14 protein-coding genes, 2 tRNA genes and 1 riboswitch are annotated in these 16,633 nt (G+C 60.0%); of the genes, 1 reads left to right on the forward strand and 15 read right to left on the reverse strand.

Annotation, left to right across the window (positions count from 1 at the left end):
* Positions 1–156: 156 nt before the first annotated feature.
* The 15 genes from H9X86_RS03665 to hprK form a co-directional block, all read right to left on the reverse strand.
* Positions 157–816, reverse strand: a complete 660-nt coding sequence (locus H9X86_RS03665; RefSeq protein ID WP_204900324.1) for a ClpP family protease — start codon at positions 814–816, stop codon at positions 157–159.
* A gap of 282 nt (positions 817–1,098) precedes the next feature.
* Positions 1,099–2,502 carry an aminopeptidase gene (locus tag H9X86_RS03670; RefSeq protein ID WP_204900231.1) on the reverse strand — a complete coding sequence of 468 codons (1,404 nt, stop codon included), beginning with the start codon at positions 2,500–2,502 and terminating at the stop codon, positions 1,099–1,101.
* Positions 2,503–2,522: 20 nt separating this feature from the next.
* Positions 2,523–3,128, reverse strand: a complete 606-nt coding sequence (gene coaE, locus H9X86_RS03675; protein ID WP_204900232.1) for a dephospho-CoA kinase — start codon at positions 3,126–3,128, stop codon at positions 2,523–2,525.
* Complete coding sequence (locus H9X86_RS03680) at positions 3,125–4,402, reverse strand: L-threonylcarbamoyladenylate synthase (protein WP_204900233.1); 1,278 nt, start codon at positions 4,400–4,402, stop codon at positions 3,125–3,127. Before H9X86_RS03680 ends, coaE begins: the two co-directional genes overlap by 4 nt.
* A 4-nt stretch (positions 4,403–4,406) precedes the next feature.
* Complete coding sequence (gene prfA / locus H9X86_RS03685) at positions 4,407–5,468, reverse strand: peptide chain release factor 1 (RefSeq protein ID WP_204900234.1); 1,062 nt, start codon at positions 5,466–5,468, stop codon at positions 4,407–4,409.
* Between the two features lie 4 nt (positions 5,469–5,472).
* Positions 5,473–7,380, reverse strand: a complete 1,908-nt coding sequence (gene abc-f / locus H9X86_RS03690; RefSeq protein ID WP_204900235.1) for a ribosomal protection-like ABC-F family protein — start codon at positions 7,378–7,380, stop codon at positions 5,473–5,475.
* A 36-nt stretch (positions 7,381–7,416) separates the two neighbouring features.
* Complete coding sequence (locus H9X86_RS03695; RefSeq protein ID WP_204900236.1) at positions 7,417–8,811, reverse strand: UDP-N-acetylmuramoyl-tripeptide--D-alanyl-D-alanine ligase; 1,395 nt, start codon at positions 8,809–8,811, stop codon at positions 7,417–7,419.
* A gap of 24 nt (positions 8,812–8,835) precedes the next feature.
* Positions 8,836–9,882, reverse strand: a complete 1,047-nt coding sequence (locus H9X86_RS03700; RefSeq protein WP_204900237.1) for a D-alanine--D-alanine ligase family protein — start codon at positions 9,880–9,882, stop codon at positions 8,836–8,838.
* 211 nt (positions 9,883–10,093) lie between these two features.
* A tRNA-Gln gene (locus H9X86_RS03705) sits at positions 10,094–10,167 on the reverse strand.
* Between the two features lie 133 nt (positions 10,168–10,300).
* Positions 10,301–11,263 carry a cell wall hydrolase gene (locus tag H9X86_RS03710; RefSeq protein WP_204900238.1) on the reverse strand — a complete coding sequence of 321 codons (963 nt, stop codon included), beginning with the start codon at positions 11,261–11,263 and terminating at the stop codon, positions 10,301–10,303.
* Positions 11,264–11,613: 350 nt separating this feature from the next.
* Positions 11,614–11,705, reverse strand: a tRNA-Ser gene (locus H9X86_RS03715).
* A gap of 66 nt (positions 11,706–11,771) precedes the next feature.
* The gene (locus tag H9X86_RS03720; protein ID WP_204900239.1) at positions 11,772–13,151 is read right to left on the reverse strand and encodes an alanine/glycine:cation symporter family protein; all 1,380 of its coding nucleotides are present in this window, start codon (positions 13,149–13,151) and stop codon (positions 11,772–11,774) included.
* A gap of 60 nt (positions 13,152–13,211) precedes the next feature.
* Positions 13,212–13,736, reverse strand: coding sequence for a folate family ECF transporter S component (locus H9X86_RS03725; protein ID WP_204900240.1), 525 nt, complete (start codon positions 13,734–13,736; stop codon positions 13,212–13,214).
* On the reverse strand, positions 13,733–15,031 hold the full coding sequence (locus H9X86_RS03730; RefSeq protein ID WP_204900241.1) for a bifunctional folylpolyglutamate synthase/dihydrofolate synthase: 1,299 nt from the start codon (positions 15,029–15,031) through the stop codon (positions 13,733–13,735). Before H9X86_RS03730 ends, H9X86_RS03725 begins: the two co-directional genes overlap by 4 nt.
* 75 nt (positions 15,032–15,106) lie before the next feature.
* Positions 15,107–15,243: riboswitch (THF riboswitch) on the reverse strand.
* An 85-nt stretch (positions 15,244–15,328) separates the two neighbouring features.
* Complete coding sequence (hprK, locus tag H9X86_RS03735) at positions 15,329–16,273, reverse strand: HPr(Ser) kinase/phosphatase (protein ID WP_204900242.1); 945 nt, start codon at positions 16,271–16,273, stop codon at positions 15,329–15,331.
* A gap of 166 nt (positions 16,274–16,439) precedes the next feature.
* Between hprK and rpmB the strand changes: the two genes are divergently transcribed.
* On the forward strand, positions 16,440–16,628 hold the full coding sequence (gene rpmB, locus H9X86_RS03740; protein WP_087228945.1) for a 50S ribosomal protein L28: 189 nt from the start codon (positions 16,440–16,442) through the stop codon (positions 16,626–16,628).
* Positions 16,629–16,633 lie beyond the last annotated feature (5 nt).

The raw sequence follows: 16,633 nt of genomic DNA on the forward strand, positions 1-16,633 counted from the left end.
TCCCCGGAAAAAACAGGATTTCAATTTATTTTCCCGCCTGGGGGCGGGAAAACTCTGCCGAGGGCTTTTCTCCATGCAAGATGGTCAAGACTTCTTGCATGACTTTTACTTTTTTCCACAGTCTGAATCGCTCTGGAATTGCTCCAGAGCGATTTTTTACTTCTTCTTATACTTTTTGATTCTCTTGCGCAGGCAGGCCATGGCATCGGACAGCCCACCCAGGTGGTCAATGAGCCCCAACTCCACCGCCTGCTGTCCGTAGACGATGCTGCCCATGTCGGCAGCCATCTCCTGGGTATTGAGCATCAGCTTTTCCAGACGATCCCGGGTGATGGAACTGTTGTGGGTCACGAAGTCCAAAATGCGCTCCTGCACCCGCTGAAAGTAGTGGAAGGTCTGGCTGACCCCAATGACCATGCCGTTGAGCCGCACCGGGTGGATGGTCATGGCCCCGGAGGGCACAATGAAGGACTCCTTGGCTGACACCGCCAGGGGCACTCCGATGGAGTGCCCACCCCCCAGCACCAGGGACACCGTGGGCTTGGACATACCGGCAATCATCTCCGCAATGGCCAGCCCCGCCTCGATGTCGCCCCCCATGGTGTTGAGCAAAATGAGCAGACCATCCACCTCGTCGCTCTCCTCCACCGCCGTGAGCAGGGGCAGTACGTGCTCATACTTGGTGGTTTTGGCCCCCTCCGGGGCCTCCTGGTGCCCCTCGATCTGTCCGATAATGGTGAGGGTTTGGATGGTGCCAGCCCCTGTCTTCACCGTGGAAGCGCCCAGCTCGGTGAGCTGCTGTTGCTGGCCCTCCATGGGCTGGGCCTGCCCTTCCCCGTCCTCTTTTTTCAAACAAAACACCCCCTTCCCGGATAGTCTTTCCGGGAAGGGGGTGTTTTATACTTCTACAAAAGCCTCGCAGAGTTCGCACCCGCAGGTGCGAAACATCAGAATCCGTTTTTCCCGGGGACATGCGCATCGGGAAAAACTCCTCTCAGCCTGCGAGTGTGAGTTTTACCCACCCTTGGTGGGCAAAATCTTGCGCGCAGCAGGCTGCAACTCCTACTTGAAAAAGACTTGTGTCTTTTTCAAGTAACTTTAGCCTTCGTAGACAGCGCGGCAGGCTGCGTAAGTCATGTAGCAGTCCAGCTTGGACACAGTCTCAAAGGGAGAGTGCATGGACAGCACAGGCACACCGGCATCCAGGGTGTCAATGTTGCGGTTGGCCATGTAGCAGGCCACAGTGCCGCCGCCGCCCTGGTCGGTCTTGCCCAGCTCAGCCATCTGCCAGAGCACGTTGCGGTCATCCAGCAGGCGGCGGACATAGCCCACAGCCTCAGCGCCAGCGTCGGAGCAGCCCCCCTTGCCACGGGCACCGGTGTACTTGCTCAGCCCCACGCCGTAGTTGACGAAGGCGGAATTGTTGCGCTCATAGACCTCAGCGAAGTTGGGGTCAAAGGCGGCAGTGACATCGGAGGACAGGCAGAAGGACTTCTCATAGCAGGCCCGCAGAGGCACATTCTGGCTGTCGCACAGGTCCTCCACAAAGGTGTCAAAGAAGGCGGACTGCATGCCGGACACGCCCTCGGAGCCGATCTCCTCCTTGTCAGCCAGCACACACACGGCGGTACGGCAGGGAGTGCCCTCCAGGTCCAGCATGGCCTTCAGACCGGCGTAGGCACACACACGGTCGTCGTGGCCGTAAGCGCCCAGCAGAGTGCGGTCAAAGCCGATATCGGTGGCGTTGAAGGCGGGGACGGCCTCGATCTCAGCGGAGATGAAGTCGGCCTCGGTAATGCCGTACTTCTCATTGAGGATCTGCATCACAGCCAGCTTCACCCGGCCGTCGCCCTCGTCGTCCTTCAGGGGACGGCTGCCCACCACCAGGTTCAGGCTCTCGGCGGGAATGGCCTCGCCCAGGGGCTTCTTGGACTGGTCAGCGCCCAGGTGGGGCAGCAGGTCGTTGATGGTGAACCGGGGATCGCCGGGGTTGCCGCCCACGGACACGTTCACCACAGAGCCGTCCTTGAGCACCACCACGCCCCGCAGCTCCAGGGGGATGGTCACCCACTGATACTTGCGGATGCCGCCATAGTAGTGGGTCTTGAGGAAGGCGATCTCGCTGTCCTCATAGAGGGGGGTGGGCTTCAGGTCCAGGCGGGGAGCATCAATGTGAGCGGCCACAATGGACACGCCCTGATCCAGGGGGGCAGAGCCGATGACAGCCAGGTTGATGCCACGGCCCCGGTTGACCCGGTACACCTTCATGCCGGGATGCAGCTCCATGCCCCGCTCCAGGGGCACAAAGCCGGCAGCCTCAATGAGCTCCACGGTGTAGTCCACACAGGTGCGCTCGGTCTTGCCTCGATCCAGATACACCTTGTAGCCCTCGCAGTAGTCAAAAATGGCCCGCTCGGTGGCCTCGTCCACCTTGTCCCAACCGTTCTTCTTCTGGTTGAGCAGCTGCTCCCGGAGCAGCTTACCCTTGCTTTTTTCTTCCATGGGTATTACCTCCTATATGTTCATCTGTGAAATATGTGGTCAAACAACGCCGTGGCCTCTGCTTTGAGCTGCCCCGGGTCGTCTCCATCATTATGTAAAGTATACTGACAGTGGCTCTCAAAAAAGGACACCGGCTTCTGGGCCTCCACCCGTTTTCGGGCATATCCCTCGTCAATGCCGTCCCGGGCCATGATGCGGCCGATCCGGGTCTCCGGCTGAGCCACCACCGCCACCGTCACCTGGCAGATGTCTGCCAAGCCGCTTTCAATCAGGGCAATGGCATCCACCACCGCCACCTCTTTGCCTGCCTCTCGGGCCTGGTTCAGCCGATGTTGAATCTCCAGGTGGATGTAGCGATGGGTGATGGCATTGAGCTCCTCCAAGGCCTGGGGGTCCCCGAACACCTTGGCCCCCAGCACTTTGCGCTGGAGTGTCCCCTGCAAATCGTAGATGTCAGAGCCAAACCGCTGCTCCAGCTCCTGCCGCATGGGCTGGCTGGATCGGGTCAAGTCATGGTAGATGGCGTCGCAGTCCAGCACCGCCGCCCCCATCTCCTCCAGCACATGGAGTACCGTGGTCTTCCCCGCTCCCGTCGGACCGGTAAGACCCACAATGGTGAAGCTCATCCCGTCACCTGGCAGCCCAGTGCCTGCTCAATGGCCTCCCGGCTCAGTCCGCCCTGGCGGAGAATGCGGAAAGGCCGCACGGTCAGGTCCACAATGGTGGACTCGACCCCCACGGAACAAGGCCCGCCGTCCAGCACCGCCCCAATGCGCCCGTCCAGCTGCTCCAGCACCTGGGTTGCATCTTTGGGGCTGGGGTAGCCGGAGATGTTGGCCGAGGGGCAGGCCAGCGGGTGGCCCAAAGCCTTGATGACCCCCAGCGTGTCCGGGTGGTCAGGGCAGCGCACCCCTTGGGTGGCGCCTCCAGCGGGGACAACGGCGGGCAAACTGCCCTTTCCCCACAAAATCATGGTCAGAGGCCCCGGCCAGAATGCCCGGGCCAGAGTGTAGGCCTCGGTCGGAATGTCCCGGCACACCCCTTCCACCATGTCCATGCCGTCCACCAGCACATTCAACGGCTTCTCCTCCGGGCGGTCCTTGGCCTCGTAGTTGGCCCGCACCGATTCCTCCAGGTACGCATCCGAGGCCAGACCGTACACCGTCTCGGTGGGTACTGCCACCAGCTCACCCTGAGAGAGCAGCCGGGCAGCCCGCTCCACCTCATGAGGGGGCAGGGTCTGGGTCTCGGGCCTGCCCAGCACCAGGGAGAGGAGCTGTCCGGGCCGCTGAACCAGGTAGGTGGCCCCTTCTGCCTCCAGCTCGGCACGGCTGCGGAAGCCCCACAGCACCCCGCAGGTGTCCAGCGAGCCGTTGTTCCCCGTCTGGATATCCACGTTACTGTCCCCTACAAAAAGGGTTGTCTCTCTCTTGGCCCCCATCTGCTCCATAAGGGCATAGAGCAGGGTGGGGTCTGGCTTGGTGGGCTCATGGGGCAGCGCCCCCTGGATGAAGGGAAACACCCCCGGATAGTACCGCTCCACCACCGCTCCCGCCAGAGCGTGGGCCTTGTTGGTGAGCACGCCAATACCCACCCCAGCTTGCTTCAAAGCGTCCAACACTTGGGCCATTCCCCAGTAGGGGGCGGTCATGTCCTCTTTGTGTTGGCCGTAGTAGTCCATAAACTGTGCCAGGGCCTGGTCCAGCTCCTGCTGAGACGTGCCCTGGGGCGCAAATCGCTCCACCAGCTTGGGGATACCGTTGCCCACCTTGGTCTTGTAGGCCTCCACCGAGTGGGTGGGCCAGCCCCGCTGGGCACACACCCAGTTGCCGGCGTTGGCCAGGTCGTCGATGGTGTTCAGCAGCGTCCCGTCCAAATCAAAAATCACATGGGTATACATGGCTCTAGCCCTCTCCTTCTTTCAGCCGCTGGGCCCGGTCTGCGGTGATGAGGCCGTCGATGATCTCGTCCAGATCCCCGTCCATCACAGCATCCAGCTTGTAAATGGTCAGCCCAATGCGGTGCTCCGTGAGCCGCCCCTGGGGAAAATTATAGGTGCGGATGCGCTCGTTGCGCATGCCCGAGCCCACCTGGCTGCGCCGCTGGTCTCCGTATTCGGCGGAGATGCGCTGCTGCTCCTGATCGTAGAGCATGGAGGCCAAAATGCGCATGGCCTTCTCCCGGTTCTGGAACTGGCTGCGCTCCTGCTGGCACTCCACCACGATCCCAGTGGGTCTGTGTATAAGGCGCACCGCCGAGGATGTCTTGTTCACGTGCTGTCCACCAGCCCCGGAAGCCCGGTAGACCTGCATCTCCACGTCGGCAGGGTTTAACTGCACATCCACCTGCTCCATTTCCGGCAGCACCGCCACGGTGGCGGTGGAGGTGTGCACCCGGCCTCCGGATTCCGTCTCCGGTACCCGCTGCACCCGGTGCACGCCGCTTTCAAATTTCAGCCGGGAGTAGGCCCCATCCCCCGAGATGGTCAGGGAGATATCTTTTACGCCTCCCAATTCCGTCTCGCTGGCGCTGTTGACCTCCACCCGCCATCCCCGCTTTTCCGCATACATGGTGTACATGCGGGTGAGGGAGTGGGCAAAGAGGGCGGACTCTTCCCCGCCCACTCCGGCCCGGATCTCCAAAATCACGTTTTTATCGTCGTTGGGGTCTCGGGGCAGCAGCAGCTCCCGGATGCGCAGCTCCAGCCGCTCCAGCTCCTCCTTGGCCGCAGTCAGCTCCTCCTGGGCCAGGTCCTTGAACTCCGGGTCGGAGAGCAGTTCCTCTGCCCCCTTCAGATCCTCCCCCGCCTTACACCAACTGCGGTAGGCAGTGACCAGAGGCTCCAGCTCCCGCTGCTCTTTGTTGAGCCGGGACACCAGATCCGGGTCGTTATAGGTCTCGTTGGCTGCCAGACGGGCCTCGATCTCCCCGTAGCGCAGCTCAATGCCTCTGAGTTTATCCGTCATATTCTCACCCCTTGGCCTCTTCCAGCTGGGCAGCCAAGGTCTCCCACTGGGTATACAGGTGGGCCAGCTCGTCCTCCAGACGGCTGCGCTCCTCATACAGCTCCTGGGCCTTCAAATAATCGCTGGCAGCGGCCTCCAGTTCCACGGACAGCTCGTCCAGACGAATCTCCGCCTTTTCCACCGCCCGCTCCGCCGCTCGCACCTGCTTTTCCAGCTCCTTGGTGCCGCCGGAACGGCGGGGCTTCTCCTCTGCCTTGGGCTTGTCCGGCACCGCCGGAGCCTTGGAGGCCTGCTTGAGCTGGGCCTGACGCTCTCTCCAGGCCCGGAACTCCCCGTAGGTGCCCCGGAAGTCCAAAATTCCACCGTCCTCCAACATCCAGATGCGGGTAGCAAACTTCTCGATAAAATAGCGGTCGTGGGAGACAAAGAGCAGGTTGCCCCCGTACTCCGACACCGCCTCCTCCATCCACTCCCGGGAGTCAATGTCCAGGTGGTTGGTGGGCTCATCCAGCACCAGCAGATTGATCTTACTGTCCATGAGCATACACAGCCGCAGCCGGGACTGCTCACCGCCGGACAGGGCGGACACAGGCTTGAACACGTCGTCCCCCCGGAACCGGAAGGAGGCCAGCCGGTCTCTCGCCTCCTGGGTGGTGCAGTTCTGGGCATACAGCATGGTGTCCACCAGGTTGCGCTCCGGGTGGTCAAAGTGGATAATTTGGGGCAGATACCCCACCCGGATGGAGGGGCCTAAATAGATGCTGCCCTGGTCGGGGTACTCCTCCTCCATGAGGATTTTCAGGAAGGTGGATTTCCCCGTGCCGTTGTCACCCAGAAGGGCGATGCGCTCCCCACCTGCCACCTCCAGGTTCAGATTGGAAAACAAAGTGCGCTCCCCAAAGCGTTTGGAAAGCCCTGTGACCACAATGGCCTCATCCCCGTGAAACTCCCGCTCCCCAAACCGGGTGGTCATCTTCTTCTCCCGGGTGGGCTTGGCGGTGGTGTTCATGCGCTCAATACGCTTTTCCATGTTGATGGCACGCTTATACTGCTTGTCGTTGCCCTGGAAGGCCCACAGGCGCATCTGCTGGGCGGCCTGCTCCAGTTGGGCGATCTTGGCCTGCTCCTTTTCGTACTGGCGCAGCCGCTCCTGATACCGCCGCTCCTTCTCCTCCACATAGAAGGAGTAGTTGCCCGCATACAGCTCCGCCTTGCCCTCCTGGAGCTCCACCACCCGGCGCACCACCTTGTCCAAAAACCAGCGGTCGTGGGAGATGGCCAGCACCGTGCCGGCAAAGTGCTCCAGGTACTCCTCCAGCCACTCCGTGGCGTTGAGATCCAGGTGGTTGGTGGGCTCGTCCAGCAGCAGAATGTCGGTGTCCTCCAAAATGAGGCGGGCCAGGTTGATGCGGGTCTTCTCTCCGCCGGACAGGGCGGAAAAGGGCCGACCCCGCATATCCTGGTCAATGGACAGGCCGTTGCACACCTTGTTCAGCTGGGTCTTGGTGTGATAGCCACCCCCCGCCTCAAAGGCGGCAGTGAGCTTGTCGTATCGCTCCATCACACTCTGGGTGGGGTGGTCTCCCATCTGCTGGGCCAGCTCTCCCAGCTCCCGCTCCATGGCGTGGAGCCGCTCAAAGGCCGTGTCCAACACATCCTCCACGGTGTACCCCTCGGGGTAGACCGGGATCTGAGAGATCAGCCCCACCCGCTTGCCGGAGGCAATGGTGACAGTGCCCTCGTCCGCCTCCACCTCGCCGGTGATGATGCGGAAGATGGTGGTCTTGCCTGCGCCGTTGCGGCCCAAAAGGCCCACTCGCTCCCCGGTATCTACCTGGAGGGAGAAGCCGTCCAGGATTTTTCTGCCCACTTCAAATTCTTTGACCAGGCCGGTCAACTGTATGTCAATCATTCCGTTCTCCTCGTCCACCGGCCCCTTCAGCCAGTCTTATTTCTGGGTCTGGGCGGTCAAATATTCTACGATCTTCTCAAATGCCATAGACCGGGAGGCCTTGACCAAAATGGTCACCCCTGCCCGGATTTCCCGGCTCAGCGCCTCCTTGGCCTGCTCCAAGTCGGGGAAATAGGAGACCTGCTCCTGGCTCATGCCGGCCTGCACCGCACCCTGAGCCATGTACTTGGCCAGATCGCCAATGGCAATGAGCCGCTCCACCCCGGCCTGGGCAAAGTAGCCGCCCACCGCCTGGTGGAACATGGCACTGTTCTGACCCAGCTCCTTCATGTCGCCCACTACGGCCACACGGCGGCGGTCCCGGGCATCGCCCAGCACTGCCGCAGCCGCCCGCATGGACTGAGGGTTGGCGTTGTAGGCGTCGTTCAAAATCACCACATCACCGGGACAGGTGACCACATTCATCCGCATTTTGGTGGGGAGAAATGCCCGGATGCCCCGGGTGATCTGGTCGGCCTCCATACCAAACAGCTCACCCACCGCCGTGGCCATCAGGGTGGGATAGACCATGTGGGCGCCCAGGGCGGGGATGTCCGCCTGGAACTTCCCGTGGGGGGTCTTCACCTGACAGGAGATGTGCCCCACACCGTCGCTTTCCACGTCATAGGCCGTATAGTCCAGCCCCTCCCCGTTGCCCACCATAAGGGTGGTCTGGGGCAGCTTTCCTTTCAGCGTGGCCAGCATGGCATCGTCTCCGTTGAGGATGGCGGTACCACCCACCTTGAGGTGGTTGAAAATCTCACACTTGGCGGCGAAAATGGCCTCACGGCTGCCCAGATTCTCAATGTGAGAATCCCCCACGTTGGTGATGAGGGCCACGTCCGGTTCCACCAGCTCGCTGAGGTAGTCGATCTCCCCGGCGTGGTCCATGCCCATCTCCAACACACAGATCTCATAGCTGCCGTCCAAGCGCAGCAAGGTCAGAGGCAGTCCGATGTCGTTATTGAAGTTCCCCTCGGTTTTCAGCACCTTGTACTTGGTGCTCAGCACTGCCGCCACCATGTCCTTGGTGGTGGTCTTGCCCACCGAGCCGGTCACCGCCACGAAGGGGATGGGGAACAGCTCCTTGTAGTAACGGGCCAGATCCCGCAAAGCCCGCCGGGTGGAGCGCACCTTGATGTAGAACTTTCCGGGTAGATAGCTCTCCCGCTCCCGGGCGGTGAGGCACCCCGCCGCTCCCTGCTCCAGGGCGCTGTTGATGAAGGAGTGGCCGTCAAACCGCTCTCCTTCCAGGGGCAGGAACAGACAGCCCTGGGGCACATTGCGGCTATCTGTGCTGACCTCCGTCACCGTCTGGTGCAAATCGGCCTGGGGGCCAATGAGGGTTCCTCCCACCGCCTCCAGAACCTGGGCCAATGTCAATGCTTCCATCTCTTCATCTCCTTCAGTATCCCATCAACGTCCCGCCTTGCGGGCTTCCAGGGATGCCTCAATGATGCGCTCACACAGACTGCCATAGTCGATGCCCACCACAGCAGCCTCCTGGGGCAGCAGGCTGGTGGGGGTCATACCAGGCAGGGTGTTGATCTCCAAAAACCAGGGGGTACCGTCGGGGGTGACAATGAAGTCCGCCCGGGAGTACACCGCCAGACCCACCCCGTGGAACACCTTCAAGGCTGCCTCTGCCAGCTTCTGCTCCCACTGCTGGGGAATCTGAGCGGGACAGATCTCATCGGCTGCACCGGGCTGGTACTTGTTCTCGTAGTCATAGAACCCTTCTTTGGGGATGATCTCAATGGAGGGCAGAGCCTTTCCCTCCAAAATCCCCACCTGAATTTCCCGACCGGACACAAACTGCTCAATGACGCAGCGGCCGCCCAGAGCCAGGCCCTCTTCCAAGGCAGCCTTCAGTTCCTCCTTGGTGCGGGGAATGGACACGCCGATGGAGGAGCCGTAGTCCACGGGCTTCACCACACAGGGCACCTCCAGCCGCTCCACCAGGCCGGGAATATCCACGGCGGTGTAGTCCACCCGCTCCCACTTGGGAGTCTGTACACCCAGAGGGGCCACGATGCGCTTGGTCAGGTCCTTATCCATGGCGATGGCGGAGCCCAGGTAGTTGGAGCCGGTATAGGGAATGCCCATGAGATCCAGGGCAGCCTGCACCCGGCCGTCCTCGCCGCAAGCCCCGTGGAGGGCCAGAAACACCACATCCGCCTGGGCGCACAGCTCCAGCACTCCGGGGCCGAACTGACTGGCCCCGCCCTCCGGGCGGGAGGCCTTCACCTGCTCCAGATCAGGCGCCACCCGGCCCACCCGGGTCAGTTCCTCATCCAGGGGGGCGTCAAACAGGGTGTCCACCGGGGCGTGGGTGCCCAGAAACATATCCACAAAGGCCACACGATGCCCCCGCTCCCGCAGCGCAGCACACACTTTGCAGCCGCTGGACAGCGAGACATTCCGCTCGGGGCTCAGGCCCCCTGCCAATACAACAATCTTCATGACCATTCTCCTTTATGGGTGGAATTTGCCATAGGAAACGAATACCACCGTGGTATTCTCTCTTCTCAGTCCATAGGTATGCCCCTCAGGGGAAGTTTATCCCCTGGGCACATATGTTATCAAATTATTATATCACTTTGCCTTTCCCCAGGCAAGAGGTGGGTTTTCCGGAAGGAAAAAGAAAATGGACATGACCTGGGTCATGTCCATTTGGCAGCGGATGAAGGATTCGAACCCTCACAAACAGAGTCAGAGTCTGGTGTGCTACCATTACACTAATCCGCTATGTTTGGTTGTTTTTGTGTCGCTCGCTTGAGCCTTTGTTAGTATAACAGGTTTCCGTCAAAAGTCAACCCCCTTTTTTCATTTTCTCCGAAAAATTTGTGCCCCCCAATTTCTGGGGGGCACGCAACACTCATTAGGCATAAAAGGCGTGGGCACCAATGGTGGCCACATAGGCTCGATTCCGGGAGGCATAGCAGTCCAGGCCTGCCCGGTTGAAGAACAGAGCGTTATCCAGCACCACCGCTCCGTCCAGCACCAGTTTGGCTGCCACCTGGCTGTCCCAGTTGGGATCCCGGTAAACGGATCCGCTGGCAGCGGGGCTGAACTGGTTCTTTTGGAAGATAACCCCGGTGACAGTATTGGGGAACTTGTAGCTGGCCACACGGTTCATCACCACGTTGCCCACTGCGATCTTCCCCTCCAGGGGTTGGTTGCCGCTCTCGGCGTAAATGATCCGGGAGAGCCAATAGAAATCTTCGCTGTTGTAGTATGCACTACCGGCAGTGAGATACGCCTGACCCTGTTGGGTGTACAGGCGGATATACCCGGTTTGCTCATCCCGAACCACATTCAGATTCAGGATCTTAGCCATGGTGTCCACGGGAATGGCCAGGTGGCCATCCAGGTCCGCCACACCCTGGGGCAGGTAAAGATAGCGGTCGTTGGCCACCACATAGGCGGCTCCCTGATACACCGTCATCTCCAAAGTCTCCTCCACGCTGCCCTCCTGAGTCTGGGTGGTGGTGGAAGCGGAGACAGAAATACCGCCGTCCACCTGGGTCACCACAGCCTGAGGCTGGGCCGCTGCCAGGAAGGAGTCCACGGCGACGTAGCAGACACCATTGCGCATCTCACGCTGTACCTCCAACAGCGCAACGCTGTCCAGATACAGGCCGATGCCCTGGGGGTGCTGGATATTCTCTGCGGCCTGTCGTGCAGCTGTGGCCTCAGCAGAGACAACTTGCAACAGCTCATCCACACCGCCTACCTGCTGAACCACAGGCACAGCTTCCAGGGGCTGGACTGCTTGAGTGGGCTGGATCAATGTGCAAGCCATGAGTGTTGCCAGCATTAAGCTGGTCACTTTCACTTTCATTCAATCGCTCCTTGTTTCAATTTGTTGTCAAATTGTAACCGTATTGTAACCCATTCTCAACCCTTTTGCAACCCTTTTTCTCCGTCATTTTGACCAAACATCTCGACTCATATCAACCCTTTGCAAGCGTGCTACCCAAATTTCCACCAGTTTTTCCCGTTTTTGTGCGTTTTGCACACAAAAAAACAACGATTGGTTTTTTTCGACAAAAGCCGCTCTGGGCGCAACAAAAAAGGCAGCAGCACCGAAGAAATCGTTGCTGCTGCCGGGGATAAGAAAGGTGTCAGTGCAAAGGGAAGAGTGAATAGGGAAAAAGTAAAAATCCCGAACGCAAATGCGTTCGGGATTTTTGGCGGAGTGGGAGGGATTCGAACCCTCGGACGGTTTTTGGCCGTCACACGATTTCCAATCGTGCTCGTTATGACCTCTTCGATACCACTCCATGTGGTCTCTTGTCGAGTCAACGAAGGTCATTATACCAGATTCTCCGCCAATGTCAACACCTTTTTCAATTCTTTTTCATTTTATTTTTCTCCAGCCAATCCCGCAGGGTGCGAAGCACCACCGGCGAGAGGAGCAGCAGAGCCGCCAGGTTGGGAATGGCCAACAGGCCGTTACATAGATCCACCAGTTCCCATACCGCAGCCAGGTCTCCCACAGCGCCCGCCACCACGCACACAGGGAATACCACATGGTACGCCCCCAGCACAAAGCGAGATCGGGTGAGGGTCTCCACACCTCGCCGCCCGTAGTACCCAGCTCCCACCAGGGAGGTGAAGGCAAACAGGGTCAAACTCACCGTCACCATCCACTCCCCCGCTTTCCCCCACAATGTGGCAAAGCTGGCACAGGCCAGATTGCTGCCCAGCATTTCCCGGGGAATCTCCCCGGCGGCTATCATCTCCTGGGCCGCCAGCGGGTCATACACCCCAGACGTAAGGATGACCAGGGATGTCACCGTGCAAATGACCAGGGTGGCAAAGAACACCTCGAAGATGCCCCACATCCCCTGCTTGCCTGGGTGCTCCACCTGGGCGCAGGCGTGGGCCATGGCGGACATTCCCACCCCGGCCTCGTTGCTAAACACCCCCCGGGCCACACCGTAACGCAGGGCAAGACCCATGGAATAGCCCCCTACCACAGCTTTGGGTGCAAAGGCATAGCTTATAATCTGTTCCATCACCAGGGGCAGCTTGTGGGCGTTGACGGCGATGACTCCCACGCCGCCCACCAGAAAAACCCCCGCCATCACCGGCACCAGCAGCTGGCTGAGTCGGGACACCCGGCGGATGCCGCCCAGTAGAACCACCGACACCACCACTGCCAGCACCACCCCCACCACCTTGGGCGGGACTCCCACCGCCCGCTCCAAAGCGGTGGCAATGGAATTGGCCTGGGCCAGGTTCCCCCCCACCAGGGTCTCCGCCACACATAGTAGAGCGTACACGCACCCCAGCCACCGCAGCTTCAGCCCCTGTTGAATATAGGTCATCGGCCCGCCCCGCCACTGACCCTTTTCATCCTTCTCCCGGTACAGGATGGCCAGGATCTTCTCTGCGCACCCGGTCATCATCCCCAGCAGGGCGGACATCCACATCCAGAACACCGTGCCCGGCCCGCCGAAGAAAATGGCAGCTGCCACTCCCGCCACCGACCCTGTACCGATGGTGGCTGCCAGAGCGGTGGACAGGGCTTGCAGCTGGGTCACTCCCTCCCGTGTCTGCTTCTGTCTCCTCCACAGTGCGCCCACCGTGTGTTTGAACCACATGGGCAGCCCAAAAATCTGAAAGAAGCCTGTACGCAGGGAATAGTACAGCCCCACCACCAGAAACCCCACCAACAGCGGTCCGCTCCAGAGCATCGTGCCCACCTGGGCAAAAAAAGCCATGCCCGCACACCTCCTTCATGAGAAGGTATGCGGACATGGCATACATTATGAAATAGAGCCTCAGATGAGACGATACCGTTGGGCAAACGCGGAATACTTCTCCACAGGGCGCATCATCAGGCGAATGACGATGAACTGCACCGGGGCCATCACCACGGCTTGGAAGGTCCGGGCAGCCACCACCGCCCAATAGGGGCTTCCGGTGAGAATATGGCCCCACAGAGCAGACAGGAAAATGCCCACCACCACATGGTTAAACACCAGGGCCAGGGCCAGCTGCCACCATGTTCTCCGGCCCTCCTTCAGGGCCATGCCCAAAGCCACACCGTGGAGGGCATTATTTAAGGTATAGCCAGGGAAGTAGGGGCCGATGGGAAAGAGGGTGGCGCCCAACAGGTCCGCCAAAGCCCCCATAATGCCGCCGTACACAGGGCCGAAGAGCGCACCGCACACCGCCAGCGGCACAAAGGCAAAACTAAACTTGGTCACCGGAGTGGCGATGAAGAAAAAACGGGACAAAATCACTTCCATGGCCAGCAGCATGGCCACTTGAGCCAATATCAGAACAGAAATTTTCTTTTTCATCTTTTATCTTCCTCTTTCGACAAAATGTAGGTTCGAATCTCTCCCACAGAATACAGGGAACCCAGGGCACATACCAAGCCATCCTCACCAGCCAGTTCCATGGCCCGCTCCACCCCCTGGGGGATGGAGGCGGCAGCATAGGCCGGCTTTCCGTAGGCCGTCAGTTCCTGGGCCAGAGTTTCAGCGGCCAGTGCCCGAGGGCTGGGGGGCGTGATGGTGACAAAGGCCTGGGCCAAAGGGGCCACCAGCTCACACAGCCCGGCCCGGTCCTTGTCCTCCAGCACTCCCATAAGCAGCACCGGGGCTTTTCCCGGGAAATAGCGGGTCAAGTTCTCCGCCACCGTGGCGGCGCACTGGGGGTTGTGCCCCCCGTCCACCACGAACCAGGGGTTGCGGCTGAGCACCTCAAAGCGGCCCGGCCAGCGCACCCGGGCCAGTCCTTCCCGATGGGCCTGAGCAGGCACCGGGTACTTGGGGGCAATGGCCTCCAGAGTGTGGAGCACCACGGCCCCATTGTGGCGTTGATTGTCCCCCAGCATGGGCACGAAGAGGGACTCTCCCTTCCACTTCCACCACTGGCCTTCGGGGCTCTCCCGCTCCAGCTCCACCCTGTCTGCCCGGGCGATGGTAAGGGTGGCCCCCTGGGTCTCACAGACCTGCTTTACCACCCGGGTCACACCCTCGGTCTGCTCATAGAGGATAACAGGGCAGCCGTCCTTGATGACGGCGGCCTTTTCAGCGGCAATGGCCTCCACCGTATTGCCCAGCTGGGCGGTGTGATCCAGGCCGATGTTGGTGATGACCACCGCTTCAGGGGCAGGGATCACATTGGTGGAGTCCAGTCTTCCCCCCATGCCCGCCTCCAGCACCACAATGTCACAGCCCCGGCGGCGGTAAAACTCCAGGGCCACACAGGTCACCAGTTCAAACTCCGTGGGGTGCTCCTCCATCCGGTCGGCCATCGTGCCCACCCATTGGGTGATCTCTGCCAGCTCCCCGCCAGTGATCTCCTCCCCGTCCACCGTCATCCGTTCTTCAAAGTGGTGGATGTAGGGAGAGGTGTACAACCCTGTACGGTAGCCCGCCGCTGTGAGCACACTGGCCAGCATGGCGGCCGTAGAACCCTTGCCGTTGGTGCCCACAATGTGGATAAAATGCAGCTGCTGTTCCGGGTTTCCCATCGCCGAGAGCAACGCTCTGGTACGGGAAAGCCCCGGCCGGCTTCCCAGCCAGGAAAAGGAGTGGATGTACTCCACCGCCTGCGCCCCATTTTGCAGGGGCATTGTTTTGTCCATAAAAATACCTCCTTTGCATCGGCAGCCCGAAAAACGGGAACGCCGCACAAAGGAGGGACAATAGCTCCGCTATGCGGCAGCGGGATGCGGTGGGCACACTGCAAGCCTCGGAGGAAGCATCTCCCCCTCGTGCTATTCGTCCGGCGGACAACTCCCCGTCCCGCCGGCACTGTCTCCTGTGCGGAGAACCACACGTGCGCACCTACTCTGCCTGGATGTCTGTCAGTGTACTCCTATCGATGAAAAATTGCAAGACTAAAAAACGGCCTCCCGCCCCAAGGGGCGGGAGGCTATGTTTCATCGGTCGGAAACCTGGCTGTCAATGTGTGCGTCGATCTGTCTGGTAAATTCCAGCGCCGCATTATGTCCCATCTTCTTGTTACGGTTGTTCATGGCCGCCACCTCCAGGATGACTGCCAGATTCCGCCCGGGCTTGACGGGAATGGTGAGGGTAGGCAGCTCTACACCCATCACCTCAGTGAAGAACTCATCCGCTCCCAGGCGGTCATACATGGCCCCGTCCTGCCAGTTTTCCAGCTTCACCAGCATATCAATGCTGGTTTCAAATTTGACTGCTGACATACCGAACAGGCGGCGTACATCCACCACGCCGATGCCTCTGAGCTCGATGTAGTGGCGGATTAGCTCGGGAGCGGTGCCCACCAAGCTGTTATTGAAACCCCGACGGATCTCCACAGCGTCGTCGGCAATGAGGCGGTGTCCACGCTTGACCAGCTCAATGGCGGTCTCACTTTTGCCCACGCCGGACTCGCCGGTGAGCAGTACGCCTTCGCCGTACACCTCCACCAGCACGCCGTGGCGGGTGATGGTGGGAGACAGGGCTACCCGCAAAAAGGCAATCATGTTACTCATGATATCAGCGGTGTTCTCCTTGGTGCGCAGCAGAACCTGGTCGTACTTCTTGGCAGACTCTACGCACTCAGGATATGGCTCCAGCCCCCGGGCGATGATCACTGCCGGGGTGTGATAGGAAAACAGCTGGTCAAACCGCTCGGTACGCTCCGCACTGGTCAGTTCCTGCAAATAAGACCACTCCACCAGGCCCAGCAGCTGCATCCGTTCCCGGTCAAAGTAGTCAAAATATCCCGTCATCTGCAACCCAGGACGGTTCACATCCTGAATGGCGATCTGGCGATCCCGGTAGCCTGCCGGGCCGTACAATACCTCCAGATGAAATTGGTCAATGATGGTGCCCAAACCAATGGTAGGCCCTTTCCCCATGGTTTCACGCCCTTTCCTTGTATTTTGTGATTTTATTCTATCACAAAGCCCCATCGAAAAAAATACTTCTTTTTCAAAAATGCCCCTTGATTTTCTCTAAAGTTTCTGGTAAGATATCGTAGTTATCGTATGAATGCAATTCCAACCAGCGAGGAGGTTTGTAGATATGGCCAAATGTGAGTTTTGTGGTAAGGGCGTGAACTTCGGCATCCAGGTTTCTCACTCCCACCGCCGCTCCAACCGTCCCTGGAAGCCCAACGTCAAGCGCGTGAAGGCTGTGGTGGACGGCACCCCCAAGCACGTCTATGTGTGCACCCGCTGCCTCCGTTCCGGCAAGGTCACCCGTGCTGTGTAATTCCA

Origin of the sequence: Pseudoflavonifractor capillosus (genome assembly GCF_016902575.1) — a bacterium.
Lineage (GTDB): Bacteria > Bacillota > Clostridia > Oscillospirales > Oscillospiraceae > Enterenecus > Enterenecus capillosus_A.